This window comes from Williamsia sp. DF01-3, assembly GCF_023051145.1.
In the GTDB taxonomy this organism is placed as follows: domain Bacteria; phylum Actinomycetota; class Actinomycetes; order Mycobacteriales; family Mycobacteriaceae; genus Williamsia.
The window spans coordinates 1173412-1195736 of sequence record NZ_JALKFS010000005.1 but is presented as its reverse complement, the minus strand read 5'-3'; the positions used below and the strand labels follow the sequence as shown (position 1 = coordinate 1195736).

Sequence of the window (22325 nt, the reverse complement as noted above, 5' to 3'; positions counted from 1 at the left end):
GACGGAGTGCCTCTTGATCGCAGTCTTGGCCGCCTTGGCCATCACGGCTGTGCTGGCCCCTGCGATCATCACCGCCCTGGGCAGGCGTGGCTTCTACCTCCTCGCGCTCGCACCGCTGGGCGGCCTGGTGTGGGTGGTGCTCAACTGGCCCGACGACGAACACGGCGTCCGGACGGAATCCTTCAGCTGGGTCCCCGCCCTGCAGATGAACATCGACTTCCGCTTCGACACGCTCGCGGCCGTCATGTCTGTTCTGGTGCTCGGGGTCGGAGCCCTGGTGCTCTGTTACTGCGCCGAGTACTTCAGCGAGGTGCGTCGTCGGGTTGCCGGCTTCGCGGCCGAGATGGTGGCGTTCGCCGGCGCGATGTTCGGGCTGGTCATCAGCGACAACATGCTGGTGCTCTACATCTTCTGGGAACTGACCACGGTGCTGTCATTCCTGCTGGTCGGTTTCTACGCCGTCCGCGCGACGAGCCGCCGAGCCGCCACCCAGGCCCTGCTCGTGACCACGGCCGGTGGACTCGCGATGCTGGTCGGCATCGTGATGCTGGGCGAGAAAGCCGGCTCCTACCTGTTGTCGGACATCGTGGCCGACCCCCCGGTCGGGTGGACGGTCACCGTGGCCATCGTCCTGATCCTGATCGGTGCGCTCAGCAAGTCGGCGATCTTCCCGTTCCACTTCTGGCTTCCCGGTGCCATGGCGGCCCCCACCCCGGTCAGCGCCTATCTGCATGCCGCGGCCATGGTCAAGGCCGGAATCTTCCTGGTGGCCAGGCTCGCCCCGGGCTTCTCGGACCTCGTGTCATGGGACGTCCTGGTGGTCGGGCTCGGCTGCGCCACCATGGTCCTCGGCGGATTCCGATCGCTGCGCGAATACGACCTCAAGTTGGTGCTCGCCTTCGGAACGGTCTCGCAGTTGGGGTTCCTGATGGTGCTCGTCGGCATCGGTGACGAGGACGTCGCGATGGCGGCGATGGCGATGCTGGTGGCCCATGCGCTGTTCAAAGCGTCGCTGTTCATGGTGGTCGGCATCATCGACCACTCCACCGGCACCCGCGACCTGCGCAAACTCGCCAGACTCGGTCACAGCACCCCTGTGTTGGCGGGCATCGCCGCACTCGCGGCCGCCAGCATGGCGGGCCTCCCCCTCACCCTGGGATTCGTCGGCAAGGAGACCGCCTTCGCCGAGATCTGGGACACGGGCGCCCTGAACGAATGGCAGGGGCCGGTGGTGGTCCTGGTGCTGGTACTCGGATCCACTCTGACCGTCGCCTACTCGCTGCGATTCCTGTGGGGCGCCTTCGGCCGCAAACGCAAGGCCGAGCCCAGCCCAGCAGTGGCGCGCATGCACCGTCCGAGCGCTGCGTTCCAGGCGCCGGCGGCGATACTCGCGGTCGCCGGGGTGGTCTCCGGTCCACTCGCCGGACTCATCGGCAAGCGCGTGGAGCCCTACGCAGAAACGGTTCCCAGCTACGACGAAGGCATAGCCCACCTTTCGCTGTGGCATGGCTTCAACCTCGCCCTAGGTTTCACGGCCATCGCAGTGGTCGCAGGCACTGCACTGTTCCTCCTGGTGCGCGAACTCGGCCGGCTGGGTTTTGTGCGTCCCGCGCTCGGTAACGCCGACAGGATCTACGACGCGGTGCTGCGCGGCGCGGACACCATCTCGATCAACCTCACCCGCAACACCCAGCGGGGGTCGTTGCCACTCACCCAGGGTGTCATCGTGATCACGCTGGTGCTCCTACCCACGATTGTCCTCTTCCTCGGGCAACGGAACAGGCTGGAGATCAACGGCTTCGAGTCTCCCGTCCAGTTCGTGATCGGCGGGATCATGGTGGCCGCAGCGATCGCCGCCACCGTCCTGCGCAACCGGCTCGCCGCCGTCCTCGTCGTCGGGGTCACCGGCTACAGCTGCGGCGTGCTGTTCGCCTTGCACGGCGCACCCGATCTCGCGCTCACCCAGTTCCTGGTGGAGACACTGACGCTGGTCATCTTCGTACTGGTCCTGCGAAAACTCCCCGCCGAGGCGGAGAACCGCCATGCCACCGGGTTCAAGCCGTTGCGGGCCTTGCTCGGCCTGGCGTTTGGCGCGCTACTCGTGGTCGTCGGTCTGTTCGCCGCCGCCGCCCGCAACACCATTCCGATGTCCACCGAGATCCCCTACGCCGCATACAAATATGGCAACGGCTCCAACGCGGTCAACGTACTGCTCGTGGACATCCGCGCATGGGACACCCTCGGTGAGGTGTCGGTCCTGATGGTTGCCGCAACCGGTGTCGCGTCGATGGTGTTCCGCCACCGCCGGTTCGGTGCCGCACCACGTGTGGCCGATGCGACCAGGGCACGCACTCCCCGACCTGAAACCGACGGCGAGCAGCTGTTCGGTGAACGCACCACGTGGTTGCGTGGCAGCGACTTCCGCGATCCACGCCATCGGTCGATGGTGCTCGAGGCCACCACACGGCTGCTCTTCCCGACGATGATCGTGTTGTCGCTCTACTTCTTCTACGCGGGTCACAACGCTCCGGGCGGCGGATTCGCAGGTGGTCTGACGATGGGCCTGGCGCTGGTTCTGCGTTACCTGGCCGGCGGCCGATACGAACTCGGCGAGGCGCTACCGATCGACGCGGGGCGCATTCTCGGCGTCGGGCTCGGCCTGTCTGCCGGTACCGCTGCCGCGTCGATTCTGCTCGGCGCACCTGCCCTCTCGTCGGCGACGTTCGAGTTCACGCTGCCGATCTTCGGCGACGTCAAACTGGTGACCGCCCTGTTCTTCGACCTGGGTGTCTACCTCATCGTGGTGGGCCTGGTGCTCGACGTACTGCGCAGTCTCGGCGCCCGGCTCGACGAAGACAATCCACGGGTGCGCCGCGACGCCGACCAGTCCGAGCCCGAGGAGGTGGCGGCACGATGACCATCAACCTCGGCCTGATGATCGTGGTCGCTCTGATGGCCGCCTGCGGCGTCTACCTGTTGCTCGAACGCAGTCTCATCCGCATGCTGCTCGGACTCCTGTTGGTGGGCAACGCGATCAACCTGATGATCGTCACCGTCTCAGGAGCCATGGGCAATCCGCCGATCATCGGTCGCACGTCGGAGGGCCGCACCGGAGACGCCGATCCGCTGGCGCAGGGCATGGTGCTCACGGCCATCGTCATCACGATGGGCATCGCTGCCTTCGTCCTGTCGTTGGCCTACCGCTCCTTCATGATCAACACCGATGACGAGGTGGACGACGATCCCGAAGACCTCAAGGTGAAGTCGCAGTCGAGCGCCACCGCACCCGACCGCGACCGCAGCGACGACCCGATCACCGGTCTCGACACGTTCCGGGGCGACCTGTTCGACGATGACGGCAACCCACTCACCGACGAACAACTGCGCGCCCGTGCCGAGTTGCATCAGACCGACCTGCTGCCCAGCGCCGACGACAGTGATGACTTCGAGCCGACCGACCGTGACGGTGATGGCCGATGACCTTGTCGCACGAGTGGTTCTCGACGCTCATCGTCGCGCCCGTCCTCGCCCCGATGATGGGCGCGGTGCTGACCCTGATCATGGGGCGGTACCCCCGATTCCAGCGTGTGGTCACAGTCGCGGCGATCGCGGTCGCGTTTGTCGCCTCGTGCCTCCTGCTCTATCTGACGAACCGCGACGGTACGTATGCCTTGCACGTCGGCGGTTGGGATTCCAAGGGCGGTGACCTCGGCCCCCTGGGTATCACGCTTGTGGCTGACCAGCTCTCGGCGTTGATGCTGGTGGTGTCCACCGCGGTGCTGCTCTGCGTCATGCTCTACGCCGTCGGGCAGGGTATCCGCGACGGCACCACCGAACAGCCGGTGTCAATTTTCTTGCCGACCTATCTGCTGTTGTGCACCGGCGTCTGCAACGCCTTTCTCGCCGGCGACCTGTTCAACCTGTACGTCTCGTTCGAGGTGCTGCTCGCCGCGAGCTTTGTGCTGCTCACTCTTGGTGCCAGCGCAGACCGGGTGCGCGCCGGCGTCTCGTACGTGATGGTCTCGATGGTGTCGTCACTGATCTTCCTGGCAGGCATCGCGTTTGCGTATGCAGCCACCGGCACGCTGAATCTCGCGGAGATGGCGGTCCGGCTCGAAGATGTTCCCGACGGGACCAAAGGTGCGCTCTACGCGGTGCTGCTGGTGGCGTTCGGCATCAAGGCCGCGGTCTTCCCGTTGTCGACGTGGCTGCCAGACTCCTACCCCACAGCCCCCGCCCCCGTCACTGCGGTCTTCGCCGGCCTGCTCACCAAAGTCGGTGTGTACGCGATCATCCGCGCGCACACCCTGCTGTTCCCCGGCGGCGCAATGGACCGGGTGCTGTTGGTGGCCGGACTTCTCACGATGTTGGTGGGGATCTTCGGCGCCATCGCGCAGTCCGACATCAAACGTCTGTTGTCGTTCACCCTGGTCAGCCACATCGGGTACATGATCTTCGGCATCGCTCTGTCCACCGAGTTCGGGCTGTCGGGCGCGATCTATTATGTGGCGCACCACATTTTGGTCCAGACGACTCTGTTCCTCGTGGTGGGGCTGATCGAGCGACAGGCAGGCTCGGCGTCACTACGACGTCTTGGCGGTCTGGCGGCCAGTCCTCTGCTCGCTGCCTTGTTCCTGATCCCAGCGCTCAATCTGGGCGGCATCCCGCCGTTCTCGGGCTTCATCGGCAAGGTCGCACTGATCGAGGCGGGTGTACAAGAGGGCAGCGTGCTGGCCTGGATCCTGGTGGCCGGCTCGGTGGTGACCAGCCTGCTGACCCTCTACGTCGTCGCCCGCGTCTGGACCAAGGCGTTCTGGCGGCCGCGCGCTGATGCTCCCGACGGTGACATGGCCGATGCGGGACCGGCAGCGCTTCTCGAGGGCTCGGCCGACGTGTCGTTCGACGACCGCGCCGACGTGGGCCGGATGCCGATCGGCATGGTGGTCCCGACCATTGCCATGGTGGCTGCCGGACTCGTGTTGACGTTGTGGGCCGGGCCGTTCTTCGAGTTCACCGAATCGGCCGCTGCCGACCTGATCGACTCCAGCATCTACCTCGACGCCGTCCTGGGCGCAGGAGGTCCCCGATGACCGACAAACCCGACCCCGGACAGCGGCCCCAACCCCCGGCTCCCCGGGGCCCCATCCGGGCGCACCTGGTGAACGCCTGGCGTTATTCGGTCATCTTCCTGGCGTGGTATTCGGTGAAGACTTTCCTCTTCCTCAAGTCCCACATCCACATCAAGCGCTGGTTCGGCGGAAATGCGCGCGAAGTGGCCGTCCGGCTGTGGACGATGGCGTGGTTGACGTTCGTGTGGGTGCTGCTGTGGGGTACCTACGACATCGCGACGGTGGTCAGTGGTCTCGGTATCGCACTCCTCGTGCTGATCGCATTGCCCTTGCCGCGCGTACCGGTCGAGGGCCGGATCCATCCGCTGACGATCCTCGAACTGGTGATCCGGCTGGTGATCGACCTGTTCCGGTCGAGCCTGCAGGTGGCGTGGCTGTCGGTGCGCCCGGGCAAGCCACCCTTGAGCGCGGTGGTCCGGGCACGCCTGGCCATCAAATCCGACATGGTGCTGACCCTTGCGGTCGACTACCTCAATCTGGTGCCCGGCACCATGGTCGTGGAGATCGACCACAGTCGCCGTCTGCTGTACGTGCACCTCATCGACGCGAGCTCACCGGAGAAGGTGAAGGCGTTCTACGGGCAGGTCGCCACCATCGAAAGGCTGTTCATCAAAGCCTTCGAGCGTGAGAGCGAATGGCATGCCAGTCCCTACCATGGGATCGACGATGAAGTCGGTGGCCAAGACAGCCAAGATCTTCGGAGCGGAGCGCAGTCATGAACGTGGTCTGGATGATCGCCGCCGGTCTGCTGTTGGCAGCATCGGTACTCACAACCGCACGGATCCTCATCGGCCCCAACACGCTCGACCGCCTGGTCGCCCTGGACACCGGTGTCGCGATGGCGATGTGCTCGCTGGCCGTGTGGGCCGCATATTCGATGGATTCGACAGTGGTGTCCGGCCTCGTCGCCTTGTCGCTGCTGAGTTTTGTGGGCACGGTTGCAGTCGCCCGATTCCGCGTCCGGGACAACGAGGTTTAACGATGGTCTCCGACATCCTCGTCGCCGTGCTGGTGCTGTCCGGTTCGACTCTCGCGTTCACGGCATCGGTGGGCATCTTGCGATTCCCCGACACGCTCACCCGCATGCACGCGGCCACCAAACCGCAAACCCTCGGCTTGTTGCTGGTACTGATCGCGGCGATGATCCGTCTGTGGGACACCGTCGACTTCGGGATGCTGGTGCTGACCGGGATTTTCGCGCTGATCACCGCACCGGTGATCGCGCACCGCGTCGGTAAACTGGCGTATCAGGAGCAACGGGTGCGAGACGACCTGATCGACAGCAGCGAGCTCGAATCCCCCCGCAGCGACTGATGACGGGCGACGATCAGCTTCCCCCCACCTCTCGTGTACGCCGCGGGAGTGAACTGGGAAAGGTTGCCGCCCATTCGGTTGCCCGCCGCGTCCGCTCGCGTGCCGCCGGGGTGGGTGCCACACCCGATGAACGGCGTTCGCGCGCCGAACTCGATGCCCTCGCCGCCGCAGACGAACTCATCACCGTGCTCGGGTCGATGAAGGGCGCAGCGATGAAGGTCGGGCAGTTCCTGTCGATGATGGACCTGGGTATGGTACCTGCCCACGCGCGTGACGGCTTCCACCGCAAGCTGGCGATCTTGCGCGACAACGCCCCTCAGGTCTCCTCGGAGACGATGCTCGAGGTTGTCCGTAATGAGCTCGGCTCGAACATGTCCCGCATCGAGTTCATCGATCCGGCTCCGATTGCAGCCGCTTCCATCGGCCAGGTCTACCAGGCCAGATTGATGGACGGGCGCGACGTGGCGATCAAGGTGCAGTACCCGGGTATCGACCGGGTGGTCCGGGCAGACCTGAAGAATCTCGCGATGGCCCTGCGCCTCTACAAGGGCCTGCTGCCGACGGTGGACCCCCAGTCGTTTGTCCGGGAGATCTCCGGGGACATGTTGTCAGAGCTGGACTATCGGGCCGAGGCGGCCAATCACCGTCGTCTCGCGGACCGCTACGCCGGGCACCCGTTCATCCAGATCCCCGATGTCGTCGAAAGTCTGTGCACATCGAAGGTCCTCACCTCCGAGCTGATCACCGGGATACCGTTCGACGAGATCACCACCCTCGACGCCGACACACGAGACCAGGTCGGCGAGGTGATCTACCGCTTCTACTGCGGCAGTATCCATACCGACGCCACCTTCTGCGGCGATCCACACCCGGGAAACGTGATGCTCGCCGACGACGGCCGGGTGGCGTTCCTCGACTTCGGATCCTGCAAGACCATGTCGGCCAATGCCCGGGACCTGGAACGTCGTGCGGTCATCGCCGCTCGCGCCGGGGACGCTGCCGAGGTGGCTCAAGTCCTCCGCCAGGGACATGTGTTGATCAGCGAGGAGTCCATCGATGACGCCGACGTGCTGTCCTACGTTCGAGACGCCACCTGGTGGCACACGGACGACGCCGAACTGACCATCACCCCGGATATCGCCAACGGCGTCATGATCTCCGCGGTGCACCCGGCCACCGAGTACGGCAGCGCGGCGCGAGAACAACATTTCCCCGAAGACAATCTGATCGCGCGCCGCGTCGAGTTCTACACCTGCGCGATGCTCGGGCAACTCCGGGCAACGGCGAACTGGTGTCGGATCGAAGCCGAATGGCTGACGGGGGCCGAACCCGAAACCGAACTGGGTCAGATCGATCTGTGGTGGCGACGGCGGACGTTCAGCGATTGAGTTCGGAGACAACCTGATCGACCACGGCCACCATGTCTCCTGTGTCGGCGAATGTGCGCCGCTGACGCTGGTACGAGCCACCGCGGCCGGGGATGTCGGCGACCGACGCCAACTCGTCGGCGCACCCGAGGTCGACGGCGACCGGAGTGAGACGGTCGAGCATGTCGTAGAGGTCGTCCGTCACCAACCTCTCGTTGCAGTCCGAGTCGGTGATGATGATCGCGTCGAGTCCGTAACGGGCTGCACGCCATTTGTTTTCCTGCACCAGCCAAGGGGCCATGTCGGGCAGTGTCTCCCCGGCATCGAGGCGCCGATCGAGATCCACCACCAGGCAGTGGATCAGTGCCACGAGCCCGGCCAATTCGGCAATGGTCGAGACGCCGTCACACACCCGGATCTCGACGGTACCGAGGTTCGGAGAAGGCCTGATGTCCCAACGGATCTCGTTGAGGTTCTCGATGATGCCCGTGGTCATCTGGTCACCGACGAACTTCTCGAACTCACTCCACCGCTGGAACTGGAACGGCAGGCCGGCCGTGGGCAACTGCTGGAACATCATCGCCCGGTTGCTGGCGTACCCGGTGTCCTGCCCCGACCACATCGGCGACGACGCCGACAGCGCCAGCAGATGGGGATACTGGTTCAGCAGCGACGACACGATCGGCAAAACCTTGTCGCGGTGGTTGATCCCGACGTGAACGTGAACACCCCAGATCAGCATCTGCCGGCCCCACCACTGGGTCCGCTCGATCAGCTCGGCGTACCGCGGCGACGGGGTCAACTGCTGGGTGGACCACAGTGCAAACGGGTGGGTACCTGCGCCGAACAGATCCACACCGAGATCGTCGGCGATCAAGCGCACCACCGACAGCGACTCTTCGAGGTCGGCGATTGCCTCACCCGTGGTACGGCAGATACCCGTCACCAATTCAACGGTGTTGCGTAGCAGTTCCTTGTGGATCCGATCCCCGGAACTGGGATTGTCCAGTTCGCTCACACGCTCGAACAGCTGCGCCGCTGAGTTCGACAGATCTCGCGTCTGTTTGTCGACAAGCGCGAACTCCCACTCCACGCCCAGCGTGGGCCGTGGGGAAGCGTTGAAATCGATGGAGCGAACGTTGTTTATTCTCAGCTCTTTTCGATGACACCGCAGGCGATGCGCTTGCCCGCGTCTCCGGTGGCGAGGGTTTCCTCATCAGGGGCGGGGGCGTACTTGGTGGGGATGTTGCCGAAGTTGTCCGGCTTCTCGTGGATCATGATCGAGGTGTCGATGATGTCCTCGATGCTGAAAGCGTCACTGGCAGTGGTGGTCTCGCCATTGCCGGCCTCGTCGATGAAGATTGAGACCAAGTCGCCGCTGGCCGGATGACCGGAGTGGCCCTCGACCTGCAGGTGGCCACCCGCGGAAAGGAAGTCACCGGCTGCGCCCCCGGTGGGAGGCGTCGAGTTGGCTTCACACTTGCCGACCGCGTGCAGGTGCATGCCGTGGAACCCCGGGGCGAGGTTCTCGGCCTTCACACTCACGATCACCGAACCCTCCGCTGTGGTGAACGTCGCCTCGCCTGCCGGTTCGCCACTGGGGGTCTGGAGTTCGGCAGTGGCCTCGCCACCTTCGCTGGGCGCACCGATCGCGCCCACATCCTCGGGTGCCGGGTTCCCGGTGAGCACACTGGGAGTGGTTCCCTTGGCGTCGGTCGGCTCTTCGTCCGGACTGCAACCCGCAACCAGCAGCGCGACGGCTGCGGCGGGTGCCACCAGCGCGGCGATTCGCCGGGTGCCGGTCAAGTTCCTGAGCGAACGCTGCGCCATGGTTGAGCTCCCTTGCAGTTGGCGGTCGAGTGCAGTTCTACCGTTGGTAGTAGTCAGCGAAATCATATCGGTTCCCCGCACACGGTTCGCCGCCGGTTGAGTGGCTAACGCGTCACGACGATCAGGACGAGGCCACCCTGACATTGACTGAAGGCGGCCGGACGGGGATCCACCGAGATGTCGCCGCCGAGTTCTTCGGCCAGCTGATCGGCGTACTCCTGCTGCGTCGCGGTGTAGAAGATGGTGTTCTCGGTGATGCTGGCCGACTGAAGATTGGACGGCGTCGCCGTGGTCCAGCCCGCATCGTCGACGAGCTTGCGATACGTCTGCCCGAGCCCGCCGACGGTGCCTGCGTTGAAGATGCACACGCGCGGCCGGTCGGGGTCCACCGACGTCGATGTGCTGCTGCTCGCAGACGTCTCGGCGCCGCTTGAAGTGGTGGTCGCCGGTGACGACGATGTGGGCTGGCGGCTCTGAGCTGCCTCGAGGCCCGCCTCGGGATCGGAGTCACCGGTGGCTGCCGAGTGCCATCCGAGTCCGATGAACACCACTGCGATCGCCAGCAACAGCATCGCTCCGGCACGTAACGGCAGGTGGGCCGCCTCGGAGCGGGCCGGCGCTGGGGGCCGCGCTCGACGCGAGCCCGATGTGCCCGAGTCCGGACTGTTCGTGCCGGTCCCGCTCGGGTCATCCCCGGGCTGGTCTGGACGGTCGGACGTGGTCATTGGACCAACCTTACGAAACTTGCCAACCTTACGAAAATTTGCGGCCCGACCCCGCGCGGCGGGTCGGCACACCCATCAGGTGACGTCGAACCCGAGCCGGCGAGCCGCCCGGGCCTTCTGCCGGCTCGCACGCAGACGACGGAGTCGCTTCACGAGCATCGGATCTGCGGCCAGCGCCTCCGGCCGGTCCACCAGGGCATTGAGCACCTGGTAATAACGGGTCGCAGACAGACCGAATAGTTCTTTGATGGCCTCTTCCTTGGCACCGGCGTACTTCCACCACTGCCGTTCGAAGGCCAAGATGTCATGCTCACGCCGAGTCAATCCGTCGGCCCCGACCTCGCCCGGACCGAGCTCTGCGTGGCCTTGGTGTGAGTTGTCCGCCTGCCCGGATTGCTGGTCTCGCGCGGTTGCGCCGTCCATCTCGCTCCCTTGAGAATCGGTCCTGCTCCACCCCGTCGCCACACCGGAGTTCGTCGCTATCAACGGTGTGAATTACAACAGTGTGGTTCGCAGTACATCTAACCACGCCGCCAAAGGAATTCGCGCGATGGCGTGCCGAGTAATCTGACCCCCATGGCAATTCTTCCCATCTGCATCGTCGGTGATCCGGTGCTGCACAACCCGACTGAAATCGTCGCATTGGACGCCGAGGGCAAGGCCCCCGCCGACGTGGCCGCGCTGCTCGACGACATGTACGAGACGATGGATGCCGCCAACGGTGTCGGACTCGCGGCCAATCAGGTCGGTGTCGCCAAGCGCATGTTCGTGTACGACTGCCCCGAGGGCGACGGCCGCACGGGTCCTCGTCGTCGCGGCGAGGTGATCAACCCCGTCCTCGAGACGTCGGAGATTCCCGAGACGATGCCCGACCCCGACGACAACGACGAGGGGTGCCTGTCGGTACCAGGCGAACAGTTCCCGACCGGCCGGGCCGACTGGGCCAAGGTCACCGGGGTGGACCGCAACGGCGACCCGGTGGAGATCGAGGGCAAAGGATTCTTCGCCCGGATGCTGCAGCACGAGACCGGCCACCTCGACGGCTTCCTGTACGTCGACGTGCTGATGGGGCGCAACGCACGCGCGGCCAAGAAAACGATCAAGCGCAACGGCTGGGGGGTGCCAGGGCTCTCCTGGCTACCCGGCGAAGACGCCGATCCCTTCGGACACGATGACGAGGACTGACCGCATCGGCCGGGTCGGCGTGTGACCGGCCGCCGCGCGTGAGCACCCCGTCACCCGGGGACCGGGTGGTGGTCCGCTTCCACAAGGGTCCCGGCGCCCCGGCCGACTGGCGCTCCGACGAGTCGGCCATGTTGAGCGATGTCACCGGGGTGCTGGAGTCGAGCGATTCGTCCGTGCTGGTGGTCCGGCGCGGTGACGAGTCGGTCCGGGTGCCCACCTCGTTGGTGCAGGCCATCAAGGTCCTGTCGATCAAACCGGTCCGGAACTCCGAGATCCGGTCGCTCGAGGTGGCCGCGGCCCGAGGCTGGCCCGGCCTCGAGTGGGAGATGATCAGCGGCTGGCGCGCGCGGGCGGGCGGCGGGTTCAGCCGCCGTGCCAATTCGGCGGTGCCGCTGGAGATGGGCGCGAAGGTCGATGGCGAAACGGTCGAGCTTCTACGGCAGTGGTACGCCGAGCGCGATCTGCCACTGAAGCTGGCTGTGGTGACCCGGCTGATCCCGGGTTCACATGTACCGGTTGACGACTACGTCATCACGGTCGAAGCACTCACCGCTCCGATCGGCGTATTGGCATCGTCCCCCGATCATCCGGTCGACATCACTGACAGCCCCACCGAACGATGGGCTGCGAAATACTGCGCCGCGCATCGTGACTCGGACGCCCCACTGGCCGCTGCCGTGGTGTCCGCGGTCGACGGCGGCACCCTCGCGTTCGCGGGCATTCACGACTCCGACGGCGCACTCGTGGCGATCGGCCGAGGGGCGGTGACCGACGGACTCCGCGACGATCGGTGGCTGGGCCTCTCGGCACTGTGGACCGCGCCCGAGAGTCGGGGCCGCGGGCTCGGGCGGTCGATCCTCACCGCACTGGAGCAGTGGGGTGAGTCGCAGGGCGCCACGTCGATCTATCTGCAGGTCGAGACCGGAAACAACACTGCACGGGAGTGGTACCGCCGCTTGGGTTTTGGCCTGCACCACAGTTACGGGTACATCGACTACTGACGCCCCCGCCGAGCGGGTCCTTTCCCCGCCGACCGTGAGATCAGGACTTGAAGCGCGTCACAAACCGGCGCTGCCACGGGACCTCGACCGCTCGCGGCGAGTATGTGGCCCGCACGTACGCCACTGCGTCGGCTGCGGGCACCCCGTCGATGATCGCCAGGCACGCCATCGCAGTACCGGTGCGTCCGTATCCGCCGCCGCAGGCGATCTCGACCCGCTCCGACATGGCGCGATCCAACAGCTCGTGCAACGCCGACCGGAAGTCCACCGGGTCAGCCGGCAGCCAGAAGTCACGCCACCGCACCCATCGACTCTCCCAGGTCATTGCGGGAGGCCTGGCCCCCAGCAGGTACAGCCCGAAGTCAGGGACTGATTCAGAGGTCGTGTTGTGTCGCAGACCGCGACCGCGAATCACTCGGCCCGACGGCAGGCGCATGAGGCCTGACTCAGAGTTCTCCCAGGTGAGGGGCATACCGCGAGCCTAGCGCTCTGCCGACAGCGAACGACCTCGACGGCGGTCTGTAACGATGTAATCATGTAATCACCTACCGAGGAGACATCATGAAAAACGAACACCGAGGCTCGCGCGGACCGGGAGCCGGACGCCGCGGCGGCTGGCAACAGGCCGAACTACCCGACGCCGGCGACGCTGCCGCCTGGTTCGCCGGACGACTTCCCGACAGCTGGTTCTCAGGGCCTGTCGAGGTCACCGTCGACCGAGACGAGATCACCGTGATCGGCACACTCACACCGCCGGACACCGGCGAGGAGGGCAACGCGGCTGCAGCAGCAGAGGGTCGGGCGTCGCGTTTCCGAGAGGACACCCGCGGTGAACGGATGGCCATCGCAGACGAGGCACAGGCCCGTTATGCGCGCAAGGTGTCTTGGGGCGTCAAGGTCGGTGACCAGCGAATCCTCTTCACCCACATCGCCGTTCCGGTGATGACCCGGCTCCGCCAGCCCGAACGTCAGGTGCTCGACACTCTCGTTGATGCCGGAGTAGCCCGCTCCCGCGCCGACGCGCTGGCGTGGTCGGTCAAACTGGTCGGCGCGCATACCGACGAGTGGTTGGGCAAACTCCGAACGGCGATGGACGAGGTCGACAACCTGCGCGCCGAGGGCCCCGGGCTCTGACCCACCCGCCGAATTCGCTCCACCTGCTTGCGTTCGAGCCCGGTGCAACCGGATCGAACGCAGGCAAGTGGAGCGATTTTAGGTGAGGGGTGAGGGGTGAGGGCGAGGGGCAGGTCAGGTGAGGGCCCGGCTGTTGTCCTTGAGGTCCACACCGCTGCGCCCCAGCTTGCGGGCACCGTCGACCAGCGCCGCGCAGACGCGTGCGGCGTCGGTGTACCCCAGGCCCCCGGGCGGATGGATGTTCGAAATGCAATTGCGCATCGAATCCGCCCGACCGGGCTTCGGGAGGTGGGTGAGGTAGATGCCCACACTGTCGGCCACCGACAGCCCCGGCCGCTCGCCGATGATGACGATCAGTGTCCCGACCCTTTGAGCCGCACCGATGTGGTCGCCGAGGGCCACCCGCGCCTGGGTTGCGATGACCGGCGGGGCGAGCGAGTAACGCGGTGCGAGAACGTCTTTGAGTGCCGAGAGCAATCCGACTCCGTGTTCGGACAGGGCAATCGGCGACAGCCCGTCCGCCAGGACGAAGCCGATGTCCGCGCCGACGTCCGAGACTGACGTCAGGTCGTCAGGTGTGCGGCCCAGATCCGGACGCCTCAGGTATTCGCTGCGGTCGGATGCCTTGCTGGTGACCACGATGGGCTCGCCGAGACCCACCTCGGCCACTGCGGCCGCGAGGCCCCCGACATCCAGTGGCTGATGCACCGCGTCGCGAGCGGCGGCATGGGCGGCGGCGAACTCCAGCACTCTGCTGGTGGGCAGCGAATCGCCGGTGCGCCCCAGCCCTATTCGAGCAGCGGTCCGTAAACGCAGACCGTCCCACAAGTCGCTCATCAGGCCACCGGCCCCGTCAGGCTGCGCAGCGGCGACGACTCGGGGGCCAGGTCGAGCACCCGGCCGTCGGCTCCCAGCATTCCCACCTTGTCGAGCCACGCCTCGAACTCTGGAGCCGGCTTGAGTCCGAGCGTCCGCCGCGCGTACAGCGCGTCGTGGAACGACAGGCTCTGGTAGCCGAGCATCACGTCGTCGGCTCCGGGGACGGTGATGACAAACGGCACGCCGGCAACCCCGAGCAGGGTGAGCAGATCGTCCATGTCGTCCTGATCGGCCTCGGCGTGGTTGGTGTAGCAGACGTCCACACCCATCGGCAGCCCCAGCAACTTCCCGCAGAAGTGATCTTCGAGTCCGGCCCGCACGATCTGCTTGCCGTCGTAGAGGTACTCGGGGCCGATGAAGCCGACGACCGTGTTGATCAACAGCGGATCCAGTTCTCGCGCAACGGCGTACGCCCGCGTCTCCAAAGTCTGCTGATCCACCGGCCTACCACCGGTTCCGAGGTGTGCCCCTGCGGAGAGGGCCGACCCCTGGCCGGTTTCGAGGTACATCACGTTGTCGCCGACAGTCCCGCGTGACAACGACCGGCCTGCTTCGTTGCCCTCGCGCAACAGCGCCAGATCCACGCCGAACCCCTTGTTAGCCCCCTCGGTTCCCGCGATCGACTGGAACACCAGATCCACCGGCGCACCGGCTTCCACCAAACCGATGGTGGTGGTGACATGCGACAGCACGCACGACTGCACGGGGATCTCGAACCGCTGACGGATGTCATCGAGCAACAACAGCAGTTCAGATGTGGCGTGTGGTGAATCGGTGGCCGGATTGATCCCGATCACCGCGTCGCCGCATCCGAGCAGCAGACCATCCAGGGTGGCCGCGGCGATCCCGGTTGGATCGTCGGTCGGATGATTGGGCTGCAACCGTGTGGCCAGCCGGCCTGGAAGCCCGATGGTGGTACGAAACGCCGTCACCACCGAAATCGCCTTGGCGACCGCGATGAGGTCCTGGTTGCGCATCAACTTGCTCACCGCCGCAACCATTTCCGGCGTCAGACCCGGCGCGACGTTCCGGAATGTCCTCGCCGCGACGTCGGAGGGCCTGGCCGCGACCTCGAGCAGCCAGTCACGAAGACCACCGACGGTCATCGACGAGACCGGCGAAAAGGCTTCGCTGTCATGCGAATCCATGATCAGTCGGGTGACCTCGTCGGTTTCGTACGGCACCACCGCCTCGGACAGGAACACGGTCAGCGGGACGTCGGCCAGTGCCCACTGCGCTGCCGCCCGCTCGGTGTCCGACTCGGCAGCACACCCGGCCAACTCGTCGCCGCTTCGGCGTGGAGTGGCCTTTGCCAGCAGCTCGACCAAGCCGTCGAAGGCGTAGGTGGTGCCGGTAAGCGTGTGTCGATAGACGGTCACACCCTCATTCCATTTCTTTGTCGACCTCGGCAAGCAGGGCGAACTCCTCGTCGGGCGAGGACGCCACCAGGTGCTTGCGGCTGTACAGGCCAAAGTAGGCCATGAACGCGACGAACGCTGCCAGACACCATAAAGCCGCAGTGGTGTCGACCAGGAAGGTGGCGATCACCGAGGCCACCGCGATGACCAGCGCGAATCCGGTCGTGACGATGCCTCCGGGCGTCTTGTACGGCCGTTCCATCTCGGGCTCGCGAACGCGTAGCACGATGTGGCTCACCATCATCAACACGTAGCTCAGCGCCGCCCCGAAGACCGCCATGTTGAGCAGGATCGCACCCTCACCGGTGAAGGTCAGGGCGAACCCGATGACACCCGGGATGATCAGCGCCCAGGTGGGCGCCTTGCGGCTGTTGGTCACCGACAGCACGGTCGGCAGGTAGCCCGCACGCGACAGCGCGAAGAGTTGGCGCGAGTATGCGTACATGATCGAGAAGAAGCTGGCGACCAGGCCGGCCAGCCCGATGTAGTTGACGACGGTCGCGGTGGTGCCGTCGAGCGCGTCGACCAGCGGGTTGGCGGACTCCCCCACACCCTGGGCCCCGAGGGCCCCGGTGGCGAGGAACAACACCAGCGCGCAGGTCAGGAGCAACACGCCCATTGCGGCGATGATGCCCCGCGGCACGTTCTTTTCCGGGTTCTCGGCTTCCTCCGCGGCGAGCGGAACACCCTCGATCGCGAGGAAGAACCAGATGGCGAAGGGAAGCGCAGACCAGATGCCCAGGTATCCGAACGGCATGAAATCCGACGATCCCGCGGCGTCGGGGTCCGGGGCGATGTCGGTGAGCAGACCCGCGTCGAACTTGCCGAGCGCAGCGATCCCGAAGATCACCAGGCCGACCAGTGCGACGGCGGTGATCACGAACATCGCTTTGAGTGCTTCGCCGGCCCCGACCAGGTGGATGCCGATGAAGACCACGTAGACGGCCAGGTAGACCCACCAGCCATCGGAGATGCCGAACAGGTCGAGCGATTCGACATAACCCCCGATGAAGGTGGCGATCGCCGCAGGCGCGATGGCGTACTCGATGAGGATGGCCGTGCCCGTGGCGAAACCACCCCACGGGCCCATCGCCCGACGGGCGAAGGTGTAGCCACCTCCGGCCGCGGGCAACGCAGAGGACATCTCGGCCATGCCGAGAACCATGGCCAGGTACATCGCCGCGATGATGACCGAGGCGATGAGCAGACCACCGAAGCCACCCTCGAGCAGCCCTGCATTCCACCCGGCGTAGTCGCCGGAGATCACATAACTCACGCCGAGCCCGGCCAGCAGCACCCAGCCGGCCGTGCCCTTGCGTAGTTGACGCTTTTCGAGATAGTCGGAGCTTTCCGACTGTGCAACGGTTTCAGTCATGCCGCAAGGTATCCGGCGACTGAAACCGCACCGTTAGCGTGAGTTTTCGTACGTGTTTCGTCTTTCGGCCCCTTCCACCCCATGCGGGAATTCGGCAGACCGGTGGGTGGCACGGAGTTCTTTGACATTCATTGACGGGGCTATTTGTTGGCCATGTGGCGATCCCTTGACCCGAGAACCTGATAGGTCCTGGTATCGCCGGCCTACCCCTCCGGTATGAAAAGCTCGGAGGCATGCGTATCGCCACCTGGAACGTCAACTCCATCCGGGCCCGGAGTGAGCGGGTCGTCGATTGGCTCGAACGGGCCGACATCGATGTGCTGGCCATGCAGGAGACCAAGTGCAACGACGACCAGTTCCCCGCCATGGGGTTCGCGGCGGCGGGATATGACCTCGCGACGATCGGATACAACCAGTGGAACGGCGTGGCCATCGCGTCGCGGGTCGGGCTGACCGACGTCCGCACCGCATTCGACAACCAGCCGGGGTTCAGCAAAGACGCCGACGTGGATCCCGCGGTCGAGGCCCGGGCCATCGGTGCCACCTGTGGCGGGGTGCAGGTGTGGAGTCTCTACGTGCCCAATGGCCGCAGCCTCGACGACCCCCACTACACCTACAAGCTGGAATGGCTTGCTGCGCTGCGTGATACCGCGGCGGGATGGCTCACCGACGACCCGACGGCGCAGATCGCGCTCACCGGAGACTGGAACATCGCCCCCACCGACGACGACGTCTGGGACCCCGCACTCTTCGCCGACAAGACACACACATCCGAGCCCGAGCGCAAGGCGTTCCGTGCGGTGGTCGATGCCGGGTTCTCCGATGTGGTGCGCCCCCACACACCTGGCCCGGGGGTGTACACGTACTGGGACTACACACGGTTGCGGTTCCCACGCAAAGAGGGGATGCGCATCGACTTCGCACTCTGTTCACCGGCGCTGTCCGCGCGGGTGACCGGTGCAGAGATCGACCGCCAGGAACGAAAGGGCAAGGGCGCCAGCGATCACGCGCCCGTGATCGTCGAACTCGGCTAGGACCGGCGGGTCACTGCTCGCGGTCTTCCACCAACTCGTCGGCGACCACGCGCAGGGTGCGGCCCAGCACTTCGCGCTCGGCGGAATCGAGTCCGTCGAGTGCCTTCTCCAAAGCCTGGATACGACGCGATCTGCTGCCGTTCACCAGTTCGTTGCCGGCGTCACTGAGGGCGAGCAGACTCGCCCGGCCGTCGGCGGGGTCAGCGGTCCTGGCCACCAGACCATCCCGTTCGAGAGCGGTCACGATCCGCGACATCGTTGGCACCGTGACGTTTTCACGTTCGGCCAGCTCGGAGAGCCGGATCGGCGCCTCGGCCGCCATCAGGACCCACATCGCCGACAAGGCACTGAGCGGCTGCGAATGCTGGCCGGTCCGCTGACGCAGTGCCCGGGTGATCCTGGTCAAATCGCGGTACAGCGACGATGCGGTGGTGGTCTGGCCAGTCATGACTTCGATCCTGTCAGTTCGGTGCTCGGCGCCTTCGAGAGATCATCGTTCACTGAGCTCTTGGCGCCATCGGAGGACGCCATTGGCGCAGTGACCATCATGACGGTCGTCGACGGCATCCGACCACCCCTCACACGAACTCGTCACCAGGGCGACACAGCCTGTGCAACTGACGGCGGTTCACCGGGTGTGGAGGATGAGGATCAAGACGAGCCCGCTGGTCACGATCAGTGCGGCGACCACGGCCGAGACACCGACAGCCACGAGAACGGTCGCCGTGTTGACGCCTGATTCCGGTTCGACGGCCCGGATCTCCTGCGTCGGATCGTCGTCTTGCGGCTGCATTTGCCCATTACAACACGGCAACCTGATTGATAGGGAGCTTAGGCTAAGCTCACCCCATGACCAGAGGACTGTCCGGTTTGGCCCTCAAGGCGTTCGGGGCGAACGACTACCGACTCACGGTGACGGGCAAACAGCAGATCACCGACCGCTACATCCGTCTCGGATTCGCAGCCGGGGGTTGCTGGAACACCACCCGAGTCACCCGACCCAGTGGATCCGACTGTGGATCCCGAACGGTGACAAGGTGCAGCAACGGGGATACACCCTGGTCGATCCCGACCCGGCGGCCGACCGCTTCGACATCGAGTTCGCGCTCCACCCCGGCCCGGCATCGGACTGGGCGACTTCCGCGGTGGCCGGCGACGAGATCGACGCGTCGGTGATGGGTTCGAAGTTCGAGATCCCGACACCGCCCCCAGCCGAGTACCTCCTGTTCGGCGACCCCGCGTCCCTGCCTGCGATCAACTCGCTGCTCGACGTCGTCGGCGACGTGCCTGTGCGCGTCTGGCTCGAGTGCCAGCACGACTCGGACCGCGATCTACCGCTGCGCTCCACTCCCCGCACAACTGTGCAGTGGCTCGACCGGGGAGACAAGGGGCAGGCTCTGCGGAGGGCCGCGAGCGAGTTGAGTTGCGGCCCAGAAGCATACGCATGGGTTGCCTGCGAGTTCCACACCACGCGCGACATCGTCAAGTCGCTCAAGGCGATACACAAGATCCCCAAGTCCGCGATCAAGTCTCAGGCCTACTGGAAATGACCGTCAGCGAAAGAGTGCAGATGTCCACCCGCTTCACCCGTCTCGGGGCCCCGGCCCTCACCGCAGTGTTCGCCGTCTTGATCCTGCTGATCTCCGCCTGCAGTTCCCCCGACGAGAAAGACGATTCCGCAGGCGGTCCCATCCAGGTGAACACCTCGATGGGTCAGGTCACCATCGACGGCACGCCGGAACGGATCGTCACCCTCGGTACCCAGTGGACCGATGTTGCCCTCGCGTTCGGTGTGACGCCGGTGGCCTACCTCGACAACGTCGAATTGCTCACCAAGGAACCCACGCCGTGGGTGGGCGAACGCCTTGCCTCGTCGCAGTCGGTGGACCCTGCTCGCGACGTCGCCAGTCAGGTCGCGTCCGTCGATCCACAGCTCATCCTGTCGACGAACTTCGGCGAACAGCAGGAGACCTACGAGAAGCTGAACAAGCTCGCCCCCACCATCCCGTCGATCACCGGCCAGCAGGTCGATCCGTGGGAGGACATGGTGACCTTCATGGGCACCGTGCTGCGCCAGCCCGACAAGGCCAAGGAGATCATCGATGGCGTCCACGCCAAGGTCGACCAGATCAAGCAGGACCATCCCGGGCTGAACGGCAAGACGTTCTCGTTGGCGTACATGTTCACCAATGACCAGATCCAGGTCTTCGGTGACCCCAATGACGGTGCGGCAACCCTGTTCTCGTCCCTCGGTATGGCGATGGCCCCCAGCCTGCTCGACACGTTCAAGAAGAACGGTGAACCACGTTTCCCGATCTCCACCGAGAACGTGCCGATGATGAACTCCGATCTGCTGGTGGTGACGGCCAATTCACCGCAGATGCGGGGCGCCCTCGAAAGCCTGCCGGGATACAAGAACCTGACCTCGGTCAAGGACAAAGCCGTGTCGTGGCTCAGTGTCGCCGAGATCAGCGGCATCAATCAACCGTCGCCGCTGTCACTTCCGTACGTCCTCGACAAGATCACGCCCGCATTCGACGCCGCTGCCAAGTGACCGGGGCGAGCCCGTCGTCGGTGGGTGACCTGCAGTTCGTCTACGCCTTCCGGCCGGGGGCGTCCTGCATGACCGCACCCGGCGGCGTGGCGGTGTTGTTGCCCGACAAACAGCGCCTCACCGGGCTGTCACCCGAACAGATCCGACTGCTCAAAGCGCTGGGCCGAGAACCCACCCAACTCGACCCGGCCGACACCCGTGTCAGCCCTCTGCTCGATCGACTCGTCGCGGCCGGACTGCTGAGGGTCACCGTCCGGTCGGGCGGAGTGGACCTGTACTCGCTGCTGCCTTTTGCGCCGCCGCCGCCGCGAACGATTCCCGAGGCCGGCCGGTTACCGATCACCCTCTCGAAGTTCGCCGTGATCCATCGGAACGACGATCGTTGTGTGGCAGAACATCCGATGTCGTGGTGTGACATCGAGATACACGACGGGCGGGTGCTCGCGGCCATCGCAGGGATGTCCGCCACCGGGGAGATCTCTCCCGATGCCCTGTCCAGGTTGGCCGACGACCTGGGCTGGGCGGGCTTTGTCACCGACCCGCAGTCCGAGCACGACGACTTCGCCACCCGCAGTTGGGGTCCACACGAATTGTGGTTCCATCGCCGGAGCACGTTCGGTGTGCGCACCCGCGACTGGGGACGCTTCGGACCGACCAAATGGGCTGCCGGCACGTTCCCGCCACTGCCCGCGCGCAAGACCGCCTATGCAACAGACCCGATCGCCCTGCCTTCCCCCGACCTGGACAGCCTGCGCGTCGCCGGGGACTCACTCACCGCCGCGATCGAGGACCGCACCTCGTGCCGAGACTTCGCGGCCCAGTCCCCGCCCACCATCGACCAACTCGGAGAGTTCCTCTTTCGCACGGCACGGAACCGGACGCTGCGGGCAATCGGGGACGAGGAGTTCCCGTCAAAGCCATTCCCGTCGGGCGGGGGTCTGTACGAGATGGAGGTGTATCCCGTTGTGCGACAGGCGCAGGGACTCGCTCCAGGGATGTACCACTACGACGCATTCGATCACGCGTTGCGTCCGGTGACGGCCATCGACCATCCGGCGATCAGCCGGCTGCTCACCCCGTCGTCGCTGACTCTCGCCGACGGACAGCTGCCGCAGATCCTGTTCGTCTTCGCTGCACGCGTAGGACGGGTGATGTGGACCTACGAGCAGATTCCTTACGCAGTCATGCTCAAGCATGTCGGGGTGCTGACCCAGACGATGTCGCTGGTGGCCACCGACATGGGCCTGGGGTCGGTGGCGCAGGGCTATTGCGACACCGCCGCATTCGCCGAACTGGCCGGGGTCGATGAGATGACCGAATGTGCCATGGGAAGTTTGGTACTCGGCTCCCCGCGTCGGTGACTCGAACAGCCCAGTCGCG

Annotated in this window: 23 protein-coding genes and 1 pseudogene; 14 read left to right on the top strand and 10 right to left on the bottom strand. The window is 65.5% G+C overall.

Translation table 11 applies throughout. The annotated features are described in order from the left end of the window. Positions 1 to 13: 13 nt before the first annotated feature. The 7 genes from MVA47_RS07685 to MVA47_RS07655 are packed head-to-tail and all read left to right on the top strand — an operon-like array spanning position 14 to position 7831. Positions 14 to 2917 carry a Na+/H+ antiporter subunit A gene (locus tag MVA47_RS07685; RefSeq protein WP_247207353.1) on the top strand — a complete coding sequence of 968 codons (2904 nt, stop codon included), beginning with the start codon at positions 14 to 16 and terminating at the stop codon, positions 2915 to 2917. Beyond that, the gene (locus MVA47_RS07680) at positions 2914 to 3480 is read left to right on the top strand and encodes a Na(+)/H(+) antiporter subunit C (RefSeq protein WP_023955459.1); all 567 of its coding nucleotides are present in this window, start codon (positions 2914 to 2916) and stop codon (positions 3478 to 3480) included. The genes MVA47_RS07685 and MVA47_RS07680 overlap by 4 nt, the downstream gene beginning before the upstream one ends. Beyond that, positions 3477 to 5090, top strand: coding sequence for a Na+/H+ antiporter subunit D (locus MVA47_RS07675; protein WP_247207352.1), 1614 nt, complete (start codon positions 3477 to 3479; stop codon positions 5088 to 5090). Before MVA47_RS07680 ends, MVA47_RS07675 begins: the two co-directional genes overlap by 4 nt. Continuing rightward, complete coding sequence (locus tag MVA47_RS07670) at positions 5087 to 5848, top strand: Na+/H+ antiporter subunit E (protein ID WP_247207351.1); 762 nt, start codon at positions 5087 to 5089, stop codon at positions 5846 to 5848. Before MVA47_RS07675 ends, MVA47_RS07670 begins: the two co-directional genes overlap by 4 nt. Next, complete coding sequence (locus MVA47_RS07665) at positions 5845 to 6108, top strand: monovalent cation/H+ antiporter complex subunit F (RefSeq protein ID WP_023955466.1); 264 nt, start codon at positions 5845 to 5847, stop codon at positions 6106 to 6108. The genes MVA47_RS07670 and MVA47_RS07665 overlap by 4 nt, the downstream gene beginning before the upstream one ends. Before the next feature lie 2 nt (positions 6109 to 6110). Continuing rightward, positions 6111 to 6443 (top strand): monovalent cation/H(+) antiporter subunit G, encoded by a 333-nt coding sequence (gene mnhG / locus MVA47_RS07660; protein ID WP_247207350.1) that lies wholly within the window; start codon positions 6111 to 6113, stop codon positions 6441 to 6443. Continuing rightward, a complete protein-coding gene (locus MVA47_RS07655; protein WP_247207349.1) occupies positions 6443 to 7831 on the top strand; it encodes an AarF/ABC1/UbiB kinase family protein in 1389 nt (462 codons plus the stop codon). The genes mnhG and MVA47_RS07655 overlap by 1 nt, the downstream gene beginning before the upstream one ends. Here MVA47_RS07655 and MVA47_RS07650 read toward each other — a convergent pair. The 4 genes from MVA47_RS07650 to MVA47_RS07635 all read right to left on the bottom strand — a co-directional run bounded on the left by MVA47_RS07650 (position 7821) and on the right by MVA47_RS07635 (position 10788). Next, positions 7821 to 8957, bottom strand: a complete 1137-nt coding sequence (locus tag MVA47_RS07650; RefSeq protein ID WP_247210652.1) for a glutamate--cysteine ligase — start codon at positions 8955 to 8957, stop codon at positions 7821 to 7823. The two genes, MVA47_RS07655 and MVA47_RS07650, sit on opposite strands and share 11 nt — an antisense overlap. 2 nt (positions 8958 to 8959) lie before the next feature. After that, a complete protein-coding gene (locus tag MVA47_RS07645; RefSeq protein ID WP_247207348.1) occupies positions 8960 to 9640 on the bottom strand; it encodes a superoxide dismutase family protein in 681 nt (226 codons plus the stop codon). 104 nt (positions 9641 to 9744) lie between these two features. After that, positions 9745 to 10365 carry a LytR C-terminal domain-containing protein gene (locus MVA47_RS07640; protein ID WP_308280514.1) on the bottom strand — a complete coding sequence of 207 codons (621 nt, stop codon included), beginning with the start codon at positions 10363 to 10365 and terminating at the stop codon, positions 9745 to 9747. Positions 10366 to 10440: 75 nt separating this feature from the next. After that, positions 10441 to 10788 carry a DUF3263 domain-containing protein gene (locus tag MVA47_RS07635; protein WP_247207347.1) on the bottom strand — a complete coding sequence of 116 codons (348 nt, stop codon included), beginning with the start codon at positions 10786 to 10788 and terminating at the stop codon, positions 10441 to 10443. A gap of 153 nt (positions 10789 to 10941) precedes the next feature. Here MVA47_RS07635 and MVA47_RS07630 point away from each other — a divergent pair, with 153 nt between their 5' ends. Together MVA47_RS07630 and MVA47_RS26995 are read left to right on the top strand one after the other, a co-directional pair. Beyond that, positions 10942 to 11550 (top strand): peptide deformylase, encoded by a 609-nt coding sequence (locus MVA47_RS07630; protein ID WP_062795192.1) that lies wholly within the window; start codon positions 10942 to 10944, stop codon positions 11548 to 11550. A 38-nt stretch (positions 11551 to 11588) separates the two neighbouring features. Next, complete coding sequence (locus MVA47_RS26995) at positions 11589 to 12551, top strand: N-acetyltransferase (RefSeq protein ID WP_247207346.1); 963 nt, start codon at positions 11589 to 11591, stop codon at positions 12549 to 12551. A gap of 40 nt (positions 12552 to 12591) precedes the next feature. On the opposite strand, the gene MVA47_RS07620 is transcribed toward MVA47_RS26995, so the two are convergent. Continuing rightward, a complete protein-coding gene (locus MVA47_RS07620) occupies positions 12592 to 13023 on the bottom strand; it encodes a protein phosphatase (RefSeq protein ID WP_247207345.1) in 432 nt (143 codons plus the stop codon). Between the two features lie 89 nt (positions 13024 to 13112). Between MVA47_RS07620 and MVA47_RS07615 the strand changes: the two genes are divergently transcribed. After that, positions 13113 to 13685 carry a hypothetical protein gene (locus tag MVA47_RS07615; protein WP_247207344.1) on the top strand — a complete coding sequence of 191 codons (573 nt, stop codon included), beginning with the start codon at positions 13113 to 13115 and terminating at the stop codon, positions 13683 to 13685. A gap of 114 nt (positions 13686 to 13799) precedes the next feature. On the opposite strand, the gene eutC is transcribed toward MVA47_RS07615, so the two are convergent. From eutC to eat, 3 genes are read right to left on the bottom strand one after another with little or no spacing between them, the layout of a single operon-like run. Beyond that, positions 13800 to 14522: an ethanolamine ammonia-lyase subunit EutC gene (gene eutC / locus MVA47_RS07610; RefSeq protein WP_247207343.1), complete on the bottom strand. Its 723-nt coding sequence runs from the start codon at positions 14520 to 14522 to the stop codon at positions 13800 to 13802. Next, positions 14522 to 15943 carry an ethanolamine ammonia-lyase subunit EutB gene (locus tag MVA47_RS07605; RefSeq protein ID WP_247207342.1) on the bottom strand — a complete coding sequence of 474 codons (1422 nt, stop codon included), beginning with the start codon at positions 15941 to 15943 and terminating at the stop codon, positions 14522 to 14524. Before MVA47_RS07605 ends, eutC begins: the two co-directional genes overlap by 1 nt. A 4-nt stretch (positions 15944 to 15947) precedes the next feature. Beyond that, positions 15948 to 17357 carry an ethanolamine permease gene (eat, locus tag MVA47_RS07600; RefSeq protein ID WP_247207341.1) on the bottom strand — a complete coding sequence of 470 codons (1410 nt, stop codon included), beginning with the start codon at positions 17355 to 17357 and terminating at the stop codon, positions 15948 to 15950. Positions 17358 to 17590: 233 nt separating this feature from the next. Here eat and MVA47_RS07595 point away from each other — a divergent pair, with 233 nt between their 5' ends. Continuing rightward, positions 17591 to 18391: an exodeoxyribonuclease III gene (locus tag MVA47_RS07595; RefSeq protein ID WP_247207340.1), complete on the top strand. Its 801-nt coding sequence runs from the start codon at positions 17591 to 17593 to the stop codon at positions 18389 to 18391. A gap of 10 nt (positions 18392 to 18401) precedes the next feature. Here MVA47_RS07595 and MVA47_RS07590 read toward each other — a convergent pair whose 3' ends face one another. Next, entirely contained in the window at positions 18402 to 18839 is a 438-nt protein-coding gene (locus MVA47_RS07590) for a MarR family winged helix-turn-helix transcriptional regulator (protein WP_247207339.1), read from the bottom strand. Between the two features lie 180 nt (positions 18840 to 19019). Continuing rightward, a complete protein-coding gene (locus MVA47_RS07585; protein WP_156045404.1) occupies positions 19020 to 19184 on the bottom strand; it encodes a hypothetical protein in 165 nt (54 codons plus the stop codon). A gap of 56 nt (positions 19185 to 19240) precedes the next feature. Between MVA47_RS07585 and MVA47_RS07580 the strand changes: the two are divergent. The 3 genes and pseudogenes from MVA47_RS07580 (at position 19241) to MVA47_RS07570 (ending at position 22306) form a co-directional block, all read left to right on the top strand. After that, a pseudogene (locus MVA47_RS07580) lies at positions 19241 to 19941 on the top strand (siderophore-interacting protein). Positions 19942 to 19961: 20 nt separating this feature from the next. Then, entirely contained in the window at positions 19962 to 20945 is a 984-nt protein-coding gene (locus MVA47_RS07575) for an ABC transporter substrate-binding protein (RefSeq protein WP_247207338.1), read from the top strand. 68 nt (positions 20946 to 21013) lie between these two features. After that, the gene (locus tag MVA47_RS07570) at positions 21014 to 22306 is read left to right on the top strand and encodes a SagB family peptide dehydrogenase (protein ID WP_247210650.1); all 1293 of its coding nucleotides are present in this window, start codon (positions 21014 to 21016) and stop codon (positions 22304 to 22306) included. Positions 22307 to 22325: the final 19 nt, after the last annotated feature.

Bases quoted from the DNA above. Each gene is read 5' to 3' on its own strand.
- MVA47_RS07680 (WP_023955459.1), top strand. From the start codon at position 2,914: ATGACCATCAACCTCGGCCTGATGATCGTGGTCGCTCTGATGGCCGCC.
- MVA47_RS07675 (WP_247207352.1), top strand. From the start codon at position 3,477: ATGACCTTGTCGCACGAGTGGTTCTCGACGCTCATCGTCGCGCCCGTC.
- MVA47_RS07670 (WP_247207351.1), top strand. From the start codon at position 5,087: ATGACCGACAAACCCGACCCCGGACAGCGGCCCCAACCCCCGGCTCCC.
- MVA47_RS07665 (WP_023955466.1), top strand. From the start codon at position 5,845: ATGAACGTGGTCTGGATGATCGCCGCCGGTCTGCTGTTGGCAGCATCG.
- mnhG (WP_247207350.1), top strand. From the start codon at position 6,111: ATGGTCTCCGACATCCTCGTCGCCGTGCTGGTGCTGTCCGGTTCGACT.
- MVA47_RS07655 (WP_247207349.1), top strand. From the start codon at position 6,443: ATGACGGGCGACGATCAGCTTCCCCCCACCTCTCGTGTACGCCGCGGG.
- MVA47_RS07645 (WP_247207348.1), bottom strand. From the start codon at position 9,640: ATGGCGCAGCGTTCGCTCAGGAACTTGACCGGCACCCGGCGAATCGCC.
- MVA47_RS07640 (WP_308280514.1), bottom strand. From the start codon at position 10,365: ATGACCACGTCCGACCGTCCAGACCAGCCCGGGGATGACCCGAGCGGG.
- MVA47_RS07635 (WP_247207347.1), bottom strand. From the start codon at position 10,788: ATGGACGGCGCAACCGCGCGAGACCAGCAATCCGGGCAGGCGGACAAC.
- MVA47_RS07630 (WP_062795192.1), top strand. From the start codon at position 10,942: ATGGCAATTCTTCCCATCTGCATCGTCGGTGATCCGGTGCTGCACAAC.
- MVA47_RS07620 (WP_247207345.1), bottom strand. From the start codon at position 13,023: ATGCCCCTCACCTGGGAGAACTCTGAGTCAGGCCTCATGCGCCTGCCG.
- MVA47_RS07615 (WP_247207344.1), top strand. From the start codon at position 13,113: ATGAAAAACGAACACCGAGGCTCGCGCGGACCGGGAGCCGGACGCCGC.
- eutC (WP_247207343.1), bottom strand. From the start codon at position 14,522: ATGAGCGACTTGTGGGACGGTCTGCGTTTACGGACCGCTGCTCGAATA.
- eat (WP_247207341.1), bottom strand. From the start codon at position 17,357: ATGACTGAAACCGTTGCACAGTCGGAAAGCTCCGACTATCTCGAAAAG.
- MVA47_RS07595 (WP_247207340.1), top strand. From the start codon at position 17,591: ATGCGTATCGCCACCTGGAACGTCAACTCCATCCGGGCCCGGAGTGAG.
- MVA47_RS07590 (WP_247207339.1), bottom strand. From the start codon at position 18,839: ATGACTGGCCAGACCACCACCGCATCGTCGCTGTACCGCGATTTGACC.
- MVA47_RS07585 (WP_156045404.1), bottom strand. From the start codon at position 19,184: ATGCAGCCGCAAGACGACGATCCGACGCAGGAGATCCGGGCCGTCGAA.
- MVA47_RS07575 (WP_247207338.1), top strand. From the start codon at position 19,962: ATGTCCACCCGCTTCACCCGTCTCGGGGCCCCGGCCCTCACCGCAGTG.
- MVA47_RS07570 (WP_247210650.1), top strand. From the start codon at position 21,014: ATGACCGCACCCGGCGGCGTGGCGGTGTTGTTGCCCGACAAACAGCGC.